This window comes from Psychrobacter pulmonis (assembly GCF_904846465.1).
Classification (GTDB): domain Bacteria; phylum Pseudomonadota; class Gammaproteobacteria; order Pseudomonadales; family Moraxellaceae; genus Psychrobacter; species Psychrobacter faecalis.
On sequence record NZ_CAJHAT010000002.1, the window covers coordinates 531,484 to 552,866 of the forward strand.

The following is a 21,383-nucleotide window of genomic DNA, read 5'->3' on the forward strand; positions in this document are numbered from 1 at the left end:
ATAGTGTTTCGGAGTCATTATGAGTGTAGAAAATCAATCGGCAGGTATTGTTATTATTGGTGCAGGCTTGGCAGGCTGGCACGTGATTGATGCCATTCGCGCAAAAGATAAAAACATTCCCATCACCTTAATCACAGCTGATAATGGCGACCGTTATCATAAACCCATGCTAACCATGGCAATTAGCCAGCAGAAAAACGCCGCGGATTTGGTACGGGCGACCGGTAGCGATGCGGCAAAGGCGGCAAATATCAATTTGCTTGCCAATACGCAAGTGACCGATATCGACCCTGCTAGCCAAACGGTACAGCTTATCTCAGCACTGCGCTCGGACCCCGTGTATACCAATTACGCCACTATTAGCTATGACAAACTGGTGCTGGCAATGGGCGCCCATCCTATTTTTCCAAAAAGTCTGCCTGAAGATTTGGTTTGGCATGTCAATCATATCGAGCGTTTTGGGCAGCTGCAAGAAAAGCTGGCAGCGGGCAGTCAGCGTGTTGCTATCGTTGGCGCTGGTATGGTCGGGACGGAGATTGCTGAGGATTTATTAAAAGCGGGTCATGAAGTGACGTTGATTGACTTAAATGACGCGCCGCTCTCGCAAATGCTACCGGCACAAGCGACCGCGCGTATTGCTAAAGCAATAAAATCGCAAGGGATTCACTTTTTAGGCGGTTATCAAGTATCCAATGTCACGCGTCATGATGATGGTAAATTGCAAGTCAGCTATACACCAGTTGCCGCTACCGACAGCGATACGGCGCAGCAGCCAGAGCCATTAATCGTTGATCATGTGATTGCTAGTACGGGTCTGACGGTCGATGATAAGTTACCAACCGCTGCTGGAGTTGAGTTCAATCGTCGCACTGGTATCGTGGTCGATGCCACCACGTTACGTACCCATGCGTCCAATGTGTATGCGATTGGCGATTGTATGTCCATCAACGGCGTCGCCTGCCGCTATGTCGCGCCACTACGTGCGCAGGCAGCGACGATTGCTGACGATATCTTGGGTCACGAGCACAGCGGTTATGATCATAAGCCGCCGATGATTCGCTTAAAAAATAAAGCCATTTCGGTGATGGTCACTGGCGTACCGCAGGCTGCTGGTAATTGGCAAGTGACTACTGAAACGGATGACGAGCTGGTTATTGATTTGCTTGATAATAGCAATGCCGTCACTGCGACGGTAACGATTAAAGCACCGCCAATGGTGAAATCTTAATCAATGCTTAACCATTGCAGATTTAACTTTTAGCTTTAAATTCTAGTCTTAATGCTTATTAAAAGCCAGCTGTGTAGCAATACATAACTGGCTTTTTTGCATATAATAACCGCGTGATTTTATGCTATCTTTTACTGGGTAATGCTTTTTATTAATTAATTTAAATGATACATAATGTATTACTATGATTGACAGCCTTCGATTTAAGGCGGTATAGTAGCTCATGCTTGTTAAGACCTGTTCAAGGAAAAAAGAATAGGAACAAGCGAAAAATTAGCACCATTCAGGCGTGCTGTAAAAAGTAAAACGAAAGGACTCGTTATGACTCAAGTTTCTGACTTCGATAGCATTCTAAATAATATTCCCACCGTAAATATGGGCGCGCGCTCGGCAAATGCGCCGCTTACTCAAAGCTATGATAAAGGCCCCGATGTACCGCTGATTGAGGCGACCATCGGCGATTTTTTTGATGCTATTGTCTCCAAATATCCTGAGCGTGAAGCGCTGGTCGTCCGTCATCAAAATATTCGCTGGACATATCGTGAGCTGCAACAGCAGGTCAATCAATTAGCCAGCAGCATGATTGAAATGGGGCTTGAGATTGGCGATCGCATCGGTATCTGGTCGCACAACAATGCTGAGTGGCTGCTGATGCAATTAGCGACCGCAAAAGTCGGCGTTATCTTGGTCAATATTAACCCTGCCTACCGTACCTTTGAGCTGCAATATGCGTTAAATAAACTTGGCTGCTCAGCCTTGGTATTGATGCGCCACTTTAAAAGCAGTGATTATGCGCAGCTGATTCGTGAGCTTTGTCCTGAAATTTATCATAAAGATTACACCCAATTGGATTTGGTTGAGATTCCAACCATTGAGCGCATCATTTGGATTGATGAGCCAGACTCTGATGAAGAGTTTAAATTTATGCAGAAGTTCTCTGCTTGGATGGCGGAAGGCGATGCCAATGATCCACGCGTCGCCGAGCGCCAAGCCCAGCTTAAAAACACCGACGCGATTAATGTGCAATTTACCAGCGGCACAACAGGTACACCAAAAGGTGCGACCCTAAGCCACCGCAATATTTTAAATAACGGCTATTTTATCGGTGAGGCCATGAATCTCACTGAGGAAGACAGACTGTGTATTCCCGTGCCTTTATATCATTGCTTTGGTATGGTGCTTGGCAACTTAGCGATTTTGACCCATGGCGGTTGTATCATTTATCCGAACGATGGTTTTGAGCCTTTAAGCGTCTTGCAAGCGGTTGAAGAAGAGAAATGTACGGCTTTGCATGGCGTACCGACGATGTTTATCGCCGAGCTTGACCATCCTGAATTTGATAAATTTGATTTGTCGACCTTGCGGACTGGCATTATGGCCGGCTCTAGCTGCCCGATTGAGGTCATGCGCCGCGTCATTGATAAGATGCATATGAAAGAGGTGACCATTGCTTACGGCATGACTGAGACCAGTCCGGTTTCTTGCCAGACCAATGAGCATACGCCATTAGAGAAACAAGTATCAACGGTCGGGCTTGTGCAGCCTGCCCTTGAAGTCAAAGTCGTCGATACCGAAACGGGCGAGATTGTACCTTTAGGGGAGACAGGAGAGCTGCTAACGCGTGGTTATTCGGTGATGAAAGGCTATTGGGGCAGCCGCTTTAAAACCCGTGAAGCGATACAAGACGGCTGGATGCATACCGGTGATTTGGCGACGATGGATGAAGACGGCTATGTCAAAATCGTTGGGCGTAGTAAAGATATGGTCATTCGCGGCGGTGAAAATATTTACCCAGTTGAGATCGAAAACTATCTGTATCGCCATCCGAAAATTCGTGACGTCCAAGTTGTCGGTATCCCAGATAAGCGTTATGGAGAAGTGCTTGCCGCTTTGATCATATCAAAAGAGCCGGGCTGCTTAACCGAAGATGAAGTGCGCCAATTCTGTAGCGAGCATATCGCCCATTATAAAGTGCCGACTTATTATCGCTTTGTTGAAGAGTACCCGATGACCATCACCGGTAAAATCCAAAAGTATAAAATTATCGAGCAGATGAAGGCAGAGCTGGGTTTAGAGTAGTCAAAAAATCGGTCAAGATTTTAAGAAGTTATTGAATAATAAACACAAGTATAAAAAGGGATATCATGAGCGCTATCATAACCAGTAAATTGAGTCCGAACGCTGCCGATTTTCAGCAAAACCGTGCCGCCATGCAAGAAATAGTCGATGACTTATATGTGCACCTGCGTAAAGTCGCTCAAGGTGGTTCAGAGCGCGCGCGTGCCAAGCATTTAGCGCGTGGCAAGCTGCTACCTCGTGAGCGTGTTGAGCGCCTGCTCGATGTCGGTACGCCATTTTTAGAAGTCGCACCAATGGCAGCGCATGATATGTATGGCGAAGAGATTCCAGCGGCGGGCGTGATTGCCGGTATCGGCCGTATCAACGGCACTGAGTGTATGATCGTCTGTAATGATGCCACGGTAAAAGGCGGCACTTACTATCCGATGACGGTCAAAAAGCATTTACGTGCACAAGAAATCGCCCAAGAAAACAACTTACCTTGCGTGTATTTGGTCGATTCAGGCGGCGCAAACTTACCCAACCAAGATGAAGTATTCCCTGATAAAGATGACTTTGGCCGTATCTTTTTTAATCAAGCAAACCTGAGCGCGGCCGGTATTCCGCAAATCGCCGTGGTTATGGGCAGCTGTACCGCAGGCGGCGCTTATGTGCCCGCGATGAGCGATGAGTCTATCATTGTCAAAGACCAAGGCACTATCTTTTTGGGTGGTCCGCCACTCGTTAAAGCAGCGACGGGTGAAGAGGTCACCGCTGAAGACTTAGGCGGCGGCGATGTGCATACGCGTCTGTCAGGCGTGGTCGATCATCTGGCGCAAAACGATACCCATGCGCTATCGATAGCGCGTAATATCGTTAGCCACTTAAACCGTCCTGCTAAGCAAATCCCAAATCAAATCAAACCGCGACCACCGCGCTATGATGCCAAAGAGTTATACGGCATCATTCCAACCGATAAGCGCAAACCTTTTGATATTAAAGAAATCATCGCTCGTATCGTCGATGATAGCGAGTTTGATGAATTTAAAGCGCGCTTTGGCACGACGTTGGTTTGCGGTTTTGCCCATATCGAAGGTATACCAGTAGGTATTATCGCCAACAACGGCATCTTATTTAGTGAATCAGCACAAAAAGGCACGCACTTTATCGAGCTGTGCTGTAAGCGTAAAATCCCGTTGGTGTTTTTGCAAAATATCACCGGCTTTATGGTTGGGCGTAAATACGAAAACGAAGGTATTGCGCGTCATGGTGCCAAGATGGTGATGGCAGTGGCTAACGCGAAAGTACCAAAATTCACCGTCATCGTCGGCGGCTCATTCGGTGCAGGTAACTACGGCATGTGTGGCCGCGCTTATAGTCCGCGTTTTTTATGGATGTGGCCAAATGCGCGTATCTCGGTGATGGGCGGAGAGCAAGCGGCCTCGGTACTGGCAACCGTCAAGCGTGATAATTTTGATCGTAAAGGTGAAGAGTGGAGTAGCGAGGACGAAGCAGCATTTAAAGCGCCGATTCTTGAAATGTACGAAGAGCAAGGTCACCCTTATTATGCGACAGCACGTCTTTGGGATGATGGGGTGATTGATCCTGCCGATACGCGTCATGTATTAGCATTAGGGCTAAGTGCTGCCTATAACGCACCGATTGAAGAGACGACGTTTGGTGTGTTTAGAATGTAGCATTAAATGGAATATGGGCAAGCATTTCACGTATATAAAAATAGAGAAGGTTATGCAAAAAAATCTGAATAATTATAAAAGCCTATTGGTCGATATTGAGCAGCACGTCGCGACGGTGACGTTAAATCGTCCTGAGATACGCAATGCCTTTAACGACGAAATGATCGCCGAGCTGACTGAGGTTTTTACCACGCTTGGCGCTGATGATAATGTCCGTGTGATTGTGCTAGCGGCGGCGGGTAAAGCGTTTTGCGCTGGTGCAGATTTGAACTGGATGCGGGCGATGGCAGATTATAGCTATGAAGAAAATCTTGCCGATGCCGATAAACTGGCGCAAATGCTAAAGACCATTTATGAATGTCCAAAGCCAACGGTGGCTGCGATTCAAGGCGATGTCTATGCAGGTGGTATGGGCTTAGTTGCGGTTTGTGATATAGCGATTGCGGTTAAGATCGCCAATTTTTGCCTCAGCGAAGTACGTCTGGGATTAGCCCCTGCCACCATTAGCCCTTATGTCACCAAAGCACTGGGTGCTAGAGCATCGCAGCGTTATTTCTTAAGTGCGGAAGTGTTTGATGCCAAAAAGGCACGGCAGCTTGGCTTTATCCATGAGCGCGTTAGTGAAGAATCGCTTAACGACACAGTCGCAGCCTTATGCGCCAAGATGGTTAATAATAGCCCCAATGCGGTCAAGACTTGCAAGCGTTTATTGCACGAAGTCGCAGGTGCACCGATTACCGATGAGCTTGTTGCTGATACCGTTAAAGGTATCGCTGATATTCGCTCCTCAGCGCAAGGAAAAGAAGGCGTGCAAGCCTTTTTGCAAAAGCGTAAACCTGATTGGTTAACGACAGACTAGTAGCAAAAAACGATAGTCAAACCGATAAATAAAAACGATAAGTTACAGGGATAGTTATGTTTTCTAAAATTCTAATCGCCAACCGTGGTGAAATTGCTTGCCGTGTTGCTGCGACTGCCAAGCGTATGGGTGTTCGTACCGTCGCTGTTTATTCTGATGCCGACCGCGGCGCCAAGCACGTTGCTGTCTGTGATGAAGCGGTTTATTTAGGTGGTTCTGCACCAAAAGACAGCTATCTGAAAGGCGATGCGATTATTGCGATTGCCCTCAATGTTGGCGCCCAAGCAATCCATCCAGGCTATGGTTTTTTAAGTGAAAATGCGGACTTTGCTCAGGCTTGTCAGGATGCAGGTTTGATGTTTATTGGCCCATCTGCCGACGCGATTCGGGCGATGGGCGGCAAGTCTGAGTCCAAGCGTTTAATGGAAGCGGCTGGCGTGCCCTTGATACCGGGTTACCATGGCGACAATCAAGATGCAGGATTCTTACAACAGCAAGCAGACAGTATCGGTTATCCCGTCTTAATTAAAGCCAGCGCTGGCGGCGGCGGTAAAGGCATGCGTATTGTAGAAAATAGCAGCGATTTTATTGACTTACTAGATTCCTGTCGCCGTGAAGCGATTACCAGTTTTGGTGACGACCAAGTACTCATTGAAAAATATGCCCTAAAACCTCGCCATATCGAAATTCAAGTATTTGGCGATATGCATGGCAATTATGTGCATTTGTTTGAGCGAGATTGCTCGGTACAGCGCCGCCACCAAAAGGTATTAGAGGAAGCTCCAGCACCCGGTGTTGACGCTGCCATGCGTGAAGCGATGGGAACAGCGGCAATCGAAGCGGCGCGTGCGGTCAATTATTTTGGTGCAGGTACGGTTGAATTTATCGTTGAGCAGCGCGAAGGGGCGATGAATTTCTATTTTATGGAGATGAATACCCGCCTGCAAGTGGAGCATCCAGTTAGTGAAGCGATTTCGGGTGTCGATTTGGTCGAATGGCAATTGTTGGTCGCAGCAGGTAAGCCGTTACCGAAAAAGCAAGACGAGTTAACCATAAATGGTCATGCTATCGAAGCGCGTATCTGCGCTGAAAATCCTGACAATGGCTTTTTACCAGCGACGGGTACTTTATTTACCTATCAAAAGCCTGAGCACAGTACCTTTAACATTACCGATGTACGTATCGACGATGGCGTGCGCGAAGGCGATGTGATTAGCCCGTTTTACGATTCGATGATTGCGAAGCTTATCGTCCATGCGCCGACTCGCGAGCAAGCGTTGGCGAAACTCGACCGCGCACTCGCTCAAACGCGTATCGTTGGTTTGCCAAATAACGTGGCATTTTTGCGCTATATCCTTAATACTGAGTCGTTTAGCCAAGCCAATCTTGATACGGCGCTTATCGAGCGTGAGGCGGACGAGCTGTTTAATCAGCATCCGCTTGATTTATCGACGCTGGTCGTGACTGCCATTACGCAGCAGCTTGCTAGTGAAGGCGCAGCACAAGGGTCAGACATCGATCCATTCAGTAAGCCGACTGGTTTCCGTGCTTATAGTGATTATACGCGCTCGTTTAGCTTGGTTTATGATGAGCAGGCGTACCAAGCACGTATTAGCAACTGGCACAATGCAAATAGTGCGGAAAGTAAAAAAGGGGCTGAAAATAGCAGCAGCTTTACCCTAGTGATTGTAAAAGAAATCGCAAATACCGAAGAGAAGAGCAATGCTAATGTCGCCGCGCAGACAGAAAAAGTCTATGAAAGTGAAATTAGCTATGACAGTACTGACGCGCACAATCATACGTTATGGCTAGATGGCGTACGTATTAACGCGCAGAGCTGGACAAATAATGAAACGGTTTATGTATTCACCGATAGCGGTCGTGATGAGATTACGCTTATTGATATCATGGCGCACGTCGGCGAAGAATCTGCGGCGGTCGGTAGCTTAAAATCTCCAATGCCAGGACAAGTCGTTGCCTTTAAAGTCGCTGTTGGCGATAGTGTGAAAAAAGGCGAGCCACTTGCCGTTATCGAAGCGATGAAAATCGAACATACCATTACCGCACCGACTGATGGTGTGGTAGCAGAGTTATTATTTGCCGCGGGTGATTTGGTTGCCGATGGCGACGAGCTACTACGTATCGATAGTGAAGCTAGCGAAGCTTAAGAACTGAAGTATAAGAACAATGAAAGGATAATAACCATGAGCCATTCGTACCCAGACCACGTCAGAATCGTTGATGTTAGTCCACGTGATGGCCTGCAAAATGAGTCCATGACGGTACCGACTGCAGTTAAGCAAACGCTGATCGACGATTTAATTGCAGCTGGTGTCAAAAAGCTCGAGGCGACCAGTTTTGTTTCGCCAAAATGGGTGCCGCAAATGGGTGATAATAGCGCGCTACTCGAAGCATTAGCGCCCGCGCGCCATGCCGATGTTTGTTACTCGGTACTGGTGCCAAATATGCGCGGTTTTGAAAATGCTATTGTGCATCGCCCCGATGAAATCGTTATTTTTGGCTCAGCCAGTGAAACCTTTAGCCAAAAAAACATCAATTGTAGTATTGACGAAAGCATTGAGCGTTTTGCGCCCGTTGCCGCTGCGGCAAAAGCGCAGGGTATCAAAGTACGCGGCGTCATCTCTTGCACAGTCGGTTGCCCTTATGAAGGCGAGATTGCTCCTAGCGAAGTGGCTTATGTGACCAAGCGTTTGGTTGAGATTGGTGCTGAGCAGATTGGTATTGCCGATACGATTGGGGTTGGTACGCCATTAAAAGTACAGCGCGCCCTGCAAGCCGCTTTAGAATACGCTGATATCAGCATGCTATCAGGACATTTTCATGATACTTATGGTCAAGCCGTTAGTAATACCTTAGCTGCCTTACAGATGGGCGTTAGCGAATTTGATACCTCAGTGGCGGGGCTTGGCGGCTGTCCGTATGCCAAAGGCGCAACGGGCAATGTCGCCACCGAAGATGTCGTCTATATGCTGCACGGTATGGGCATCAGTACGGGCATTGATTTGGATAAATTGGTCGTGGCTGGCGAGCGTATCAGTGAATTCTTGGGTCGCCGCAATGGTTCAAGCGTGGCGCGAGCATTGATTAATAAACGTCAGTCTTAACTATAAAAATAAAGCCAGTCATAAGCTAAATGAATAGAAATAAATGAATAGATAGCTGGTATACATTTTTGAAGCCTCTGGAGTGATGCAGTCGCACAGCAAGCGATATAAATTTGTACCAGCTATATGGTCTCTTTTTAAATAGATCTAAATTTTTAAGAAATTAAACATCAAAATACAAGGAACGGTTATGAGTTTACCTGGATTAAATTTTCAGCTTGGCGAAGATATCGACGCCTTACGTGATGTGGTGCAGCAGTTTGCAGCGAAAGAAATTGCCCCGCGTGCAAGCGAAATCGACAGCAGCGATGAGTTCCCAATGGATTTATGGCAAAAAATGGGCGAGCTCGGTCTGCATGGCATTACCGTTCCTGAAGAGTACAGCGGATCTGACATGGGCTACGTCGCGCATATGGTGGCGATGGAAGAGATTAGTCGGGCTTCTGCTTCTGTGGCGTTAAGTTATGGGGCGCATTCTAACCTGTGTATCAACCAAATTAAACGTAATGGCTCAGAGGAACAAAAGCAAAAATATCTGCCCAAGCTGATTAGTGGTGAATTCATTGGCGCATTAGCGATGAGTGAGCCGGGCGCTGGTTCAGACGTAGTGAGTATGAAGCTTAAAGCCGAAGAAAAGGACGGACATTATGTGTTAAACGGTAGCAAAATGTGGATTACCAATGGCCCAGATGCTGACGTCATGGTGGTTTATGCCAAGACCAATCCAGAGCTTGGCGCAAAAGGTATGACCGCATTTATTGTTGAAAAAGGTATGGAAGGTTTTGGTACAGCGCAAAAGCTCGATAAGCTTGGCATGCGCGGTAGTCATACTGGTGAGATGACCTTTAACAATGTTGAAGTCCCTAAAGAGAATATTTTAGGCGGCTTAAACGAAGGCGTTAAGGTGCTGATGAGTGGTCTAGATTATGAGCGCGCGGTACTCGCCGCAGGTCCTATCGGAATCATGCAGGCAGTGATGGATAACGTCGTTCCTTATATTCACGATCGCAAACAGTTTGGGCAAGCAATTGGTGAATTTCAGCTTATCCAAGGTAAAGTCGCCGATATGTATACCATCCTGCAAGCGGGACGCAGCTTCTTATATACGGTCGGTAAAAATCTCGATATGCTCGATCAACGCGGCGCCGGTCATAGCCGCGAAGTACGTAAAGATTGCGCCAGCGTAATTTTATGGTGTGCCGAAAAAGCCACGTGGATGGCAGGTGAGGGCATTCAAATCTTTGGCGGTAACGGCTATACCAATGAATATCCACTTGGTCGCTACTGGCGTGATGCCAAGTTGTATGAAATCGGCGCAGGTACCAGTGAGATTCGTCGGATGCTAATCGGCCGTGAGCTATTTAACGAGACTAAGTAGAAATTATAGAGTGTTCTTTATATACTAAACTCTTGCTCATGGGCTGATTTTTTCTTGCTTGCTGTTTGCAGGCGTGACAGACGCTGCAAAAAAATCATCCCATAAGCACCTAGCATCGCTTTTAAATCGAATAAACTAAAAATAAAAAAGCAGGTCGCTTAAAACGGCCTGCTTTTTTTATTTATACAAACGCTCAAAACACTATGTCTGTTTACTATGGTCAAAATAACGGGCCAGACCATTTAATAATAAATCATCGCGCATACGCACCGAACGATTAATATGTTGGGCAATGATATGCGCATCACCGCCGGTCATGATGAGCTCAAAGTTTGGATAACGGTTACTGATTTCATTAATCGCGCCAACGATGGACAACATAATGCCGCGATGGACGGCGTCTTTTGTGTTGATACCAGGGCTCACGCTATCAAAAGTGCCATTAGAAATCGTAATTTGCTTGGTACCAGAAAATAACGACTCACGTTGCAGATAGATGCTGGGGAAAATATAACCGCCTAAATGCTCAGCGTGATCAATCAAATCAATCGTCACCGCTGTACCGCAACCAATCACACACTGGCGTTTTTTCTTATCCACCGCGCCTAGCATCTGTAGCCAGCGATCGCAGCCGAGCTGTTCGTCATCATAGGCGCTTTTCATCAAGGCATGCTCAGCATCGACGTGGACAAATTCAAACGGAATATTTAGGCGGCTCAAGGTTTCAGATACTTTTACATTTAAGTCATCGCCCAATACCGAGGAAATTCCAATAAAATCCGGCGCATAACGTGCAAAACGATCGGTCAGACCCATGAGCAGTTCGGCAGGCGCTTGCAAATGCTGCTTGGCATCGTGCGCAACTATCTGCCCGATATCATCGGTGAGCCAGTATTTAAGACGGGTATTGCCAAGATCTAACCAGAGCATAAAAATCCCTTTATATGGTGCTCGTTCAGTATGGTTTTTTAAGGGTGAGGCTGAAAGGTTTAAGCATCACCAATTACATCAATACGACCGGTAAAAAGCGCAGAAATCTTACCGTTATATTCACGTAATTGCAAACATCCATGTGTATCAAGACCGCACGCATAACCAGTTAGTGTCTCGACATTGCCGTTGTAGTCTTGGGTGACGCGCAAGCGCAGCCCTGCCAATGCATCCATCGCGTCAAACTGCGCCAAAAAACTGTCCAAATAATAACGCTGCCCGGTTGGCTTCTCCAATCCTAAATACTCAAAGCGGGTCATCGCTGCTATTAAAGCTTCACTCATTTGCTGATAAAGCGTTTTTAGGTCTGGAAGTGGCATAGGCGGCGCTTTTGGCTCAAGTATGGCACAAATATCTCGTAAGCTAATCGCTTGATAACTCATGCCCTCGCAAGTTTGCGCCGTAAGCTTAGGCGTAGCTTGCACGTTTAGACCCACGCCCATCACCACGCCCACCAATTTTCCTGCTTTTGTTACGGGTTCTATTAAAATGCCAGCAAGCTTATGAAAGGGTAGGGTTTGTTTGGTAGATTCAAGCGGCTTTAAAGCAGCGTCATTCGATTTAGGTTCAGATTGTTTTTGAAATGAATGCTGCTGCGGATATTGCTTTGAATAAAAGCCCAAATCATTGGCCCATTTTACCCCGATTGTTGCCAAGCCTTGCGCGCGCAATTGTTCGTTTAGCACTTGAATTACAGGCATTTTTGCCAGTTCAACGCCGATAATCAGCGACAATAAACCGCTAATCGGCATGTGCACGGGATGATATAACGACAGGTAAACATTGCCGCGTGGCGACTGCCAAGAGCGCCCATGTTGTCCGCGACCAGCGCTTTGGGTTTCCGCTGTTAGTAGGTGCATCTCGGCTGCATTTAGGCTGCCATGTTGCAGCGCTGTTATCAGCTCACTATTGGTCGAGGGGCTATTAATAAGGTGGCGATGGTTAAGCTTAGGTAAATGCTCAAGCTCTAATGACTCCAATGACTCCAATGACTCAAAAGGTTGGGCAGACAAAGTGTCAGATGATGGGTTAAATGGCGGCATAATAAGTTTCGTCGATGGGATAAATTGGCGTGGATAAACTTTGATATACTGAGCGATTGTTGCTCATTAACAATACAAAGCAAACAGCATAAAGGTCGGATTATGATTTAGCAAATGCGATTGAGCAGGTAATGTTCGAGTGACTATACAATTAGATGATTATACGATTTTAATAAAAAAGACGCAGGATAAAAGGCCGATTCGATGATGTTATATGTGTGGTTTGTGATTGCAGGGGCGTTTGCGGGTGTCAGCGCCGGATTATTTGGCGTTGGTGGCGGCATGATTATCGTACCCGCATTGGTTTGGATTTTTACCGCCTATCATTTTTCACCCGAAGTGGTCACCCATTTGGCGATTGGCACCTCACTGGCGACAATTGTGGTGACCTCTATCAGCTCACTGACTGCCCATAATAAGCGCGGCGGCGTACGCTGGGAAGTGTGGCGCAAAATGGCGCTGGGCTTGGTCATTGGCAGTTTGGTTGGTGCCGGTATCGCCGATATGATTGATGGAAAAGTCTTGCAAGCCATCATCGGTGTCGGGGCGCTATTGGTCGCTTTAAAAATGTTGTTTTTGTCCAATAAAGAACAATTGGGTAAGCCGTTACCGTCAACTGGCATTCAGTTTGGGGCAGGGACAGGGATTGGTTTGGCGTCGTCTATTTTTGGGATTGGCGGTGGTAGTTTGACCGTACCGTTTTTAAACTGGGCAGGATTGCCGATGAAACAATCGGTCGGTACGTCTGCTGCTTGCGGTTTGCCCATTGCCGTCGCTGGTGCGATAGGCTTTGCCTGGTTTGGTAAAGACGTGGTCAACCTGCCTGAGGGTACGATAGGATTTGTGCATATCACGGGCTTTTTATGCATATCTGTCGCTAGCTTTGCGATGGCAAAGGTCGGCGCCAAGCTTGCCCATGTATTGCCCGCGCTGATGCTGAAACGCGCTTTCGGCGTGCTGCTGTTATTCGCAGGCGGTCAGTTGTTGTTAAGTGGGATTGGGGTGATTTAGACTTTATCTCCTATCAATCGCATCAAGCCCCAAACGCATCCACTTTCTGGCTAGCTCATCATGGTCGCTGAGCATACTCCATAGCGCATCTTCACTAAAGATTGAGTGCGCTTGACCCGAGTGCTCAATCGGCAGATCCGCTTCACGGTCTGTCATCCATTGCGGGTTGAGATAGTACTTTTTCAACTCGTTTTGCAAGGCTTCAGCGCGCAAAAACTGCTGCTGCGCTTCAAGCTGCTGACGATGCAGCTCACACCATTCTTCATATTTTTGTTGTAATTCTTGCGGATTATATTTTTCAACATTGTCTTCAGTTATTGTCATGGCCCTAATTTTTATTTTTTAGATGAATTATGTAGATTCTCAGCCCTATTATAGCATCCCTCATAAACTCTAAAAACTCGTCACAATTTGCGGTAGAATAGCCGCCTGTTTTTGCTAAGTTTATCGATATTTCATGCGCCTAAAATCTCTCAAGCTGGCAGGCTTTAAATCTTTTGCCAATCCAACCACTTTTACCTTCCGTCATGGTATCACCGCCATCGTCGGGCCAAACGGCTGCGGCAAATCCAACGTCATTGATGCCATACGCTGGGTGCTGGGCGAAACTTCCGCCAAGCAATTACGCGGCGGGGCGATGAGTGATGTCATCTTTGCCGGCACGCAAGATAAAGCGGCCAAAAGTGTTGCCAGCGTCGAGCTGACCTTTGAGCATACGCAAGATGAACAGACGGGGATTCGCCATGAGTTTAATCTCTATCACGAGCTGTCTGTCCGCCGTCAGGTAAATTTAGAGGGACGCTCAGACTACTTTATCAATGGTACGCGCTGCCGTCGCCGTGATGTGGTCGATGTGTTCTTGGGCACAGGGCTTGGCGCGCGTAGTTATGCGGTCATCGAGCAGGGCATGATTGGGCGTATTGTTGAATCAAGCCCGCTGCAGCTACGCGAATTTATCGAAGAGGCCGCTGGGGTTTCGCGCTATCAAGCTCGCCGTGAAGAGACGCAAAAGAAACTTGAGAAGACGCAGGATAATTTAGCCCGTCTGCACGATATGCAAAGCGAGCTGGTCAGCCAACAAAAACGCTTATCTAAACAAGCGGCCAGTGCTGAGCGTTACGAAGAGTTAGCGTTAGCGCTTGCCGATATCAAGCAGCAACTTGCCATTCAACAGCTTTATCAAGCAAAGCATCATCAGCAGCAGCAAAAAATCGCCCATGAGCGCAGTGCTAATAAAGTTGCCGTTTTACAAGCCAGTTATGAGACTCTAAAAGCGAAGCAAGATAAGCTTGCGGCTCATATCAATCAAGAGCAGTGGCTAAAAGACGATGCGCAAAGCAACCACTATCAGCAGCAGCTAAGCTATCAACAAGCAGAGCATGAGCTTAGTGACGCAAAATCACAATTAAATGTAATTGCACAGCAGCTTACCAGTTTAGAGCAGCAGCGTCAGCAAGCGGTAAGCGAGATTGAACGCTTAAAAACTGAGCAAGCTGAGCAGCAAAATGTACTAGAAGAGTTGCGCCCACAGCTTAGCGATCTAACAAAGAAACGTGACACGCATAAACGCAATGAACAACCGTTGCAGCGCGCCTATCATGACGCGCAAAATCAGCTATCACGCCTGCAAGATAATAATCGAGCGCTTGAGCAGCAGCAAGCGATTAATAATCAAGCGCAAAAACGCCAGCAGCAAAACCATGATAAATGGCAACGCCGCCAGCAGAACTGGCAAAATCTCTGGCAGCAGCTACAACAGTCGTTAGCACCTATTGATATTGTTGATGTAAGTGAGAAAGGTAATTCGAGCAATTTACAGCAGATGTTAAATGCGCAAGTGACTGAGCTCAATAAACAGCTGCAACAGATTGAGCGCCAACAAGACAGTATCGATGAGCGCCTATCTGAGCTACAACCGCAAGCGCATGAATTACAGCAACGCTTAAACACTCAACGGCGTGATTTGAGTGAGGATGAAAAACGTCATGCGGTATTGGCAGGCGAGTACGATACCCTGCATCAAATATTGCATCCGAAACCGACAGCAAAACCCCAACAGCTTGCTAACGTAAAAACTGCTTTAGAAAGTGATATAGCCAAGGATTATAACGAATTGGCCATTACCACCTTACGTGCGCAGATTGAGTTAAGCGCCAAAGGGCAGCAGCACGCAGAGCTACTCGATAGCGTGTTAGCGTTATGGTTAGATAGTCATGTGTTGGTTGCTAGCCAGTTGAATGATGAGAAAATTAATGATGACTCTCAAAAATCTAATAGCTTATGGCAAGCGCTCGAGCAGGATTTAACAGATTTATTTACTTATCAAACCACGCAAAACGAGAACGACAATTCAAAGAATAAATCGCAGCTAGAAAATGGTCATAGTCTATGGCTACCTGCTCAGACAAATGATAAAGGCGCAAAATCATTTATCAGTGCTTTGCCAAATCACTTAACGGATAAAGTCTTGTCATTATCAGAGCTGATTACTGCACCAAATTTAGCGTTGTGGCAGCACTGTTATCTATATATCGCGCCATCTAAAACGAACGCTCAGCAAACGTTAGAAGATTTGGCTGTTACTTTAAAAGCATTGCCAGCATCCGCTATTCTACTCACGACTGATGGCTGGATTATCAGTCGTCAGGGTACGATTAATTTGAGCAAATTTGCTGGCGCGCAAAATGGTCAAAATGAGAGCAATAGTCAATTTTTAAGCCAGCGTTTACAGCAGCGTAGCCGTTTACAAGCGCTAGAAGATTTACTTGATGAGTTCGAGACTAAAATACAAGAGCAGCAAAAGGCGATTGCTAATAATCAACGCAACTATGATGCCCTAACGGTCAGCTTAGAAGAAACGCGCGCGCAAGCTGAGCAATTAATCCGCGATCAACACCAACACCAGCAAAAGCTGACCACCAAGCGCGCCAATGCGGAACGACTACAAGCAGACAGTCAGCGCCTCAATGCTGATAAAGTTGCCCTTGAGCAGGAACAGCAAGAGCTTGAGCAAGAAAAGCAGACCCTAACTCATGAGCAGCAGCATATCCAAAGTGAGATAGCAGCGCTAACGCCGCAAATAGCCGATGCGCGTTTATTAAGTCAGCAATTACAGTCCGAGCGCAGTGAGCTAAATCGCGCGCGGCAGGCGGATGATGACGCTTGGCAAGCAATGCAGCTGCGTATTCAGCAGAGCAAGATGCGCTTAGAGCATAGCGCGAGTAGTCTTGCTCGGGCAACTACGCAACATGAAAAATCGCTACAAAGCGAGCAGAGTCTAAAAACGTGTCATGAACAGCAGCAAAATAAACTGCCAACCTTGCAATCAGTATTGCAGAGCGCACAGAAAGCGCGCGATGAGCAGCAGGCAGTATTAACCACACGCGAAACGGCATTAACAGCGCTTAAAGAGGAATACAGTCAGCAGCAGACCGAACTAGATACACTACAAAATACTTTGCAAATTCAGCAAGGCGAGCTTGCCAATCTCGCGACAGAATTGGCACTCAGCGCCGCGCGTTTGGATGATGCCAGTAGCCATACCCAAGAAGCGCTAGAGGCTTATTACAAGGTCAGCCATAAATATCAAGCGCAATCGGACACAGTTCAGCAGCATCAGCAACAAGTAATGAGCGTCTCAAATTTATTGGCGGATTTTATCGCTCATGATCGCCGCGTCCGCCCAGATAAAATCGCAGAATTAGAGTCTGAGCGTGCGAAGCTTGAGCAGCAATTAAGTAAAATTGGCGCGGTCAATCTCGCCGCAGTAGCAGAGCTTGCAGAAGTTAATGAGCGCTTAGAGCCACTCGCGCAGCAAACAGCAGATATTGCTGCCAGTATGCAAACGCTGACGGAAGCGATTGCCTCGATTGATGAAACCACCAAAACCCTGTTTATGCAGACACTCGATGCGGTCAATAACGAGCTTGTCAATTTATTTGCTAAAGTCTTTGGTGGCGGGCAAGCGAGCTTAACGCTTAATACGGACGAGATGCCTACCAATGCGCCAAAGTCAGAACAGTGGCGGGCAGGGTTGACCTTAATGGCACAGCCAAAGGGCAAACGCAATAGTCGCCTTGCGGTACTGTCCGGCGGCGAGAAAACCTTGACCGCGCTGAGCTTAATTTTTGCGATATTTAAGCAGCATCCGGCACCATTTTGTGTGCTCGATGAAGTCGATGCACCGCTTGATGATGCCAACGTCGCCCGTTTTACCAGCTTGATAAATGAGTTGGCAGATGATTTGCAGTTTATTTTTATCAGTCATAATAAGCTGACGATGCAAATTGCTGATGAGTTAAAAGGCGTTACTATGCCGAGCGCGGGGATTTCTACCTTGGTCAGTGTGTCGCTTGATGAGGCAGCAAGCTACCTTTCTGATTAAGAGCAGCTGAGTAGCAAAATAATTAATAACGGCAAGCGCTTGTCGGTGGTATAGTTAGGGCTAGCATTTAACGTCAGGCGAGTAGTCGGAAAATTAGTCAGTGAAGGCTTCAAGGCCAATGATAAACGCTGACTATATGGTGACGATATGCATTAGCCATGCTAGACTATTGCCATTTCTTCGCACTTGTACTCTCCCTTTTGTCATATATTAGGATGTATTTCTCATGACCGCTATCCAGTTTATCTTGATCGCCATTGCCGCATTTATCGTGCTTGCAGGGCTATTTATGGTCATTCGCAGCTTTAAACGGCGCAAAACTGCTGAGGCTGCCGCGGTCAATTATGATAAAAACGGTATACCCATTATTCCGCGTCATGAGCGCAATATCGTCGAGCAGCCAGACTTGGACGATACGGTCGCAGGCGAAACCAGCATCACCCCTGATCGCAGTTATCTCAATGCCGTGGTCGAAGATGCGCCATTGACCCAATCTCATAGCAATGGCGATGCCCAACTAACTGCTGCCCGCCATGATAGTAATGAGGATAATGGCGTGGTAGATGAGGTTGATTTTGCCCGCTGGCAAGAAGAGCAGCAGCGAGAAGACAACAGCGAGTTTACCGAAGCGGCTGAGCAGATGCATATCGAGCAAGAGCCGGACGCGTTTTCAAGTCTTATGTCAGCGACGGACAGTTTGATGCCAGTTATTGATACCGCTGATGAGCCAAGCTTTGATAATAATAGCCCGATACTCGATCAGCATCTCTCAGAGCCAGTTGATGAAGCGCAAAACGGTCCGTTAATCAATGCCAAAGACAATATCAATATCACCATCTTGCCGCATCAGTATCGCGACCGCCCAGCAGCCGTAATTCGTGGGCGTGATTTGCTGGCGTTAGTGGATAAATATGGTTTGCGTTATGGGGCGATGAATATGTTCCATCGCTATGAGCAAAAAGACGGCACCGGCATGCTGTGGTTTAGCATGATGGGCATTACCGATAGTGGCATCGCGCCTTTTGACCCGCATAGCGTGGCGACCAATACTTACAATGGCGTGGTGCTATTTTTATCGCTGCCACATCCTCAAGCGCTACGCAGCTTTGATAGTATGATGAGTATTGCCTATATGATGGCAAGCGATTTGGACGCCGTGATGCTCGACGAAGAAAACGACCCCATTACCCCAGAATATAAACAGCAATTGCGTAACCAAGTTCGCGATTATGAAGGGTAAAATCTGAATAGATAAACGGTTAAAATTATTCCTAAAGTATTGTAAAGGCAAATAGCGCTTAACGTTATTTGCCTTTTTTAATTTTAATTTTTGATTGCAAAGCATTGCATTCGCCTGATTCTCTATAAATTTAGTTGTCTATAAATTTAGTTTTCTATAAACCTAGTTCTCTACAGAAGCGGCTCTCTACAGAATCGGTTTTCAACAAAATCATATCCGACTAACCTGTAAACTTGTTATCATATCGGCATCTTGAATTGCAAAAAAAAGACGCCGACTATGACTGATTCTATTGTACCGACTGCTTCTAAAAATGCTGTTTCTAAAAATACTGCTGATACCCAATCTGCAGACAATGTAGCTGCCATCGTTGCTCAAATGCGCACGCTCATTGATACTTTAAAAACGCATAATTATGCTTATTATGTGCTTGATAACCCGATTTTAGAAGACAGTGAATACGATCAGCTGCGGCGCTCTTTATTGGAGCTTGAAGAAGCGTATCCTGATTTAATACAGCCTGACAGTCCAATCAATCAAGTTGGCGATACGCCGCTGTCCGCCTTTACCCAAGTCAAACACGACGTACCCATGCTATCGCTTGGCAATGTCTTTGATTATGACGAGCTGCATGGCTTTATGCGCCGCGTCAATGATCGGCTTAATGACGCGCAGAAAAATCCTGAATATGAGATGGAGCTGAAGCTTGATGGCTTGGCGGTATCGCTCAAATACGAATATGGTCAATTTGTGCAAGCGGTGACGCGCGGTGATGGGCAAACGGGCGAGGATATTACTCAAAATGCCAAAACCATTCGCAATCTACCACTTTGGCTTACTGCTGCAAGCGAGATTCCATTATTAGAAGTACGCGGCGAAGTGCTGATGCCAAAAGCTGGTTTTGAGCGTCTCAATCGCTTAGCAGAAGAAAAGGGCGATAAAACCTTTGCCAATCCACGTAATGCCGCCGCTGGTAGTTTACGTCAGCTTGACCCCGCTATCGCTGCCAGTCGTCCGCTGGCTTTTTATTGTTATTCAGTCAATCAAGGTCTACCTGAGAGCATCGACACCCAATCAGCCGCCTTGGCTTGGCTTGGTGACATAGGTTTTAGCGTCAGCGCGGTGAGAGTGGTAAAAAACCCACGCGAAGTACAAGCCTATTATGAGTCGATGATTGAAACCCGTAGTCAGCTGCCGTTTGAGATTGATGGCATGGTTATCAAGGTTAATAACTTGGCATTGCAGCAGCAGCTTGGTTTTTTATCGCGTGAGCCGCGCTGGGCAACGGCGTATAAATTCCCTGCCGAAACGGTGATGACGCGTCTAAATGATATCGAATGGCAAGTCGGACGCACCGGACAAATCACCCCTGTTGGTAAGTTAGAGCCAGTCAAAGTCGGCGGCGTCACTGTCAGCAATGTCACCTTGCATAACTTTGGTGAAATTCAGCGCTTGGATGTGCGCGCAGGCGATATGGTCAGCGTGCACCGTGCAGGCGATGTCATCCCCAAAGTCACCCGCGTTTGGACAGATCAGCGTCCAGCAGATTCAGAACCGGTTAAATTGCCAGCGACCTGTCCTGTCTGCGACTCGCCTGTGGTATTGCCCGAAGGTGAAGCGTTGGCACGTTGTACGGGCGGATTGTTTTGTCCCGCGCAGCAGCAAGAAGCGCTCATTCACTTTGTCTCACGTCGGGCGATGGATATCGATGGCTTAGGCGCAAGTTGGTTGATTAGCTTTTTTGAGCACGGTTTGGTCAAGACCGTCGCCGATATCTATCAGTTGCATAAACATACGGACGAGCTGATTAATTTTGAAAAATTAGGCGAAAAGTCGGTGCAAAACATCGTTAATGCTATCGAAGCCAGTAAACAGACGACGCTGGCACGTTTTATTTATGCGCTCGGTATTCGCGGCGTCGGTGAGACAACAGCACAGAATTTGGCGCAGCAATTTGGCGACCTTGATGCCCTGATGGCAGCAGATATTGATAAGCTCTTACAAACGCCTGATGTTGGGGCGATTACCGCCGAGCTTATTCATGAGTTTTTCCGTGCGCCGCACAATATCGAAGTCATCACCGCACTGCGCGAAGCTGGCGTGCATTGGGATAAGGTTGAGCAAGTGCTGTCAGAGGGATTGCCGCTCGATGGGCAAACATGGGTCATTACGGGCGCGCTTGATAGCATGGCACGCGATGAAGCCAAAGCTAAACTGCAAGCGCTCGGTGCCAAAGTCTCCGGTAGCATCTCGGCAAAAACCACCGCGCTATTGGCAGGTGATAAAGCTGGCTCGAAGCTCACCAAAGCGGAAAAATTGGGCATTAAGATAGTGGGTGAGGAAGAGTTTTTGGCGTTGATTGGGGAGTAG

14 protein-coding genes are annotated in these 21,383 nt (G+C 47.1%); 11 read left to right on the forward strand and 3 right to left on the reverse strand.

Annotation, left to right across the window (positions count from 1 at the left end):
- Positions 1-19: 19 nt before the first annotated feature.
- The 7 genes from JMX70_RS06005 to JMX70_RS06035 all read left to right on the forward strand — a co-directional run bounded on the left by JMX70_RS06005 (position 20) and on the right by JMX70_RS06035 (position 10,345).
- Positions 20-1,228 (forward strand): FAD-dependent oxidoreductase, encoded by a 1,209-nt coding sequence (locus tag JMX70_RS06005; protein ID WP_201590410.1) that lies wholly within the window; start codon positions 20-22, stop codon positions 1,226-1,228.
- Between the two features lie 321 nt (positions 1,229-1,549).
- Positions 1,550-3,307 (forward strand): AMP-binding protein, encoded by a 1,758-nt coding sequence (locus JMX70_RS06010; protein ID WP_201590412.1) that lies wholly within the window; start codon positions 1,550-1,552, stop codon positions 3,305-3,307.
- Positions 3,308-3,372: 65 nt separating this feature from the next.
- On the forward strand, positions 3,373-4,983 hold the full coding sequence (locus tag JMX70_RS06015) for a carboxyl transferase domain-containing protein (RefSeq protein WP_201590414.1): 1,611 nt from the start codon (positions 3,373-3,375) through the stop codon (positions 4,981-4,983).
- A 52-nt stretch (positions 4,984-5,035) separates the two neighbouring features.
- Positions 5,036-5,842 carry an enoyl-CoA hydratase/isomerase family protein gene (locus tag JMX70_RS06020; RefSeq protein ID WP_201590416.1) on the forward strand — a complete coding sequence of 269 codons (807 nt, stop codon included), beginning with the start codon at positions 5,036-5,038 and terminating at the stop codon, positions 5,840-5,842.
- Positions 5,843-5,898: 56 nt separating this feature from the next.
- Entirely contained in the window at positions 5,899-8,010 is a 2,112-nt protein-coding gene (locus tag JMX70_RS06025) for an acetyl/propionyl/methylcrotonyl-CoA carboxylase subunit alpha (RefSeq protein ID WP_201590418.1), read from the forward strand.
- Between the two features lie 36 nt (positions 8,011-8,046).
- Positions 8,047-8,967: a hydroxymethylglutaryl-CoA lyase gene (locus JMX70_RS06030; protein ID WP_201590421.1), complete on the forward strand. Its 921-nt coding sequence runs from the start codon at positions 8,047-8,049 to the stop codon at positions 8,965-8,967.
- A gap of 190 nt (positions 8,968-9,157) precedes the next feature.
- Entirely contained in the window at positions 9,158-10,345 is a 1,188-nt protein-coding gene (locus JMX70_RS06035; RefSeq protein ID WP_201590423.1) for an isovaleryl-CoA dehydrogenase, read from the forward strand.
- A gap of 201 nt (positions 10,346-10,546) precedes the next feature.
- On the opposite strand, the gene JMX70_RS06040 is transcribed toward JMX70_RS06035, so the two are convergent.
- Together JMX70_RS06040 and JMX70_RS06045 are read right to left on the reverse strand one after the other, a co-directional pair.
- Positions 10,547-11,275 carry a pantothenate kinase gene (locus tag JMX70_RS06040; RefSeq protein WP_191691494.1) on the reverse strand — a complete coding sequence of 243 codons (729 nt, stop codon included), beginning with the start codon at positions 11,273-11,275 and terminating at the stop codon, positions 10,547-10,549.
- Positions 11,276-11,334: 59 nt separating this feature from the next.
- On the reverse strand, positions 11,335-12,378 hold the full coding sequence (locus tag JMX70_RS06045; protein WP_201590425.1) for a biotin--[acetyl-CoA-carboxylase] ligase: 1,044 nt from the start codon (positions 12,376-12,378) through the stop codon (positions 11,335-11,337).
- A 207-nt stretch (positions 12,379-12,585) separates the two neighbouring features.
- Between JMX70_RS06045 and JMX70_RS06050 the strand changes: the two genes are divergently transcribed.
- Positions 12,586-13,389, forward strand: coding sequence for a sulfite exporter TauE/SafE family protein (locus JMX70_RS06050; RefSeq protein ID WP_201590627.1), 804 nt, complete (start codon positions 12,586-12,588; stop codon positions 13,387-13,389).
- A gap of 3 nt (positions 13,390-13,392) precedes the next feature.
- Here the strand turns inward: JMX70_RS06050 and JMX70_RS06055 are convergent, their stop codons facing one another.
- Positions 13,393-13,713, reverse strand: a complete 321-nt coding sequence (locus JMX70_RS06055) for a DUF4298 domain-containing protein (protein WP_201590427.1) — start codon at positions 13,711-13,713, stop codon at positions 13,393-13,395.
- Between the two features lie 133 nt (positions 13,714-13,846).
- Between JMX70_RS06055 and JMX70_RS06060 the strand changes: the two genes are divergently transcribed.
- The 3 genes from JMX70_RS06060 (at position 13,847) to ligA (ending at position 21,383) form a co-directional block, all read left to right on the forward strand.
- Complete coding sequence (locus JMX70_RS06060; protein ID WP_201590429.1) at positions 13,847-17,773, forward strand: AAA family ATPase; 3,927 nt, start codon at positions 13,847-13,849, stop codon at positions 17,771-17,773.
- Positions 17,774-17,999: 226 nt separating this feature from the next.
- Positions 18,000-19,013, forward strand: a complete 1,014-nt coding sequence (locus tag JMX70_RS06065) for a cell division protein ZipA (protein WP_201590431.1) — start codon at positions 18,000-18,002, stop codon at positions 19,011-19,013.
- Between the two features lie 279 nt (positions 19,014-19,292).
- Positions 19,293-21,383 (forward strand): NAD-dependent DNA ligase LigA, encoded by a 2,091-nt coding sequence (ligA, locus tag JMX70_RS06070; protein WP_201590434.1) that lies wholly within the window; start codon positions 19,293-19,295, stop codon positions 21,381-21,383.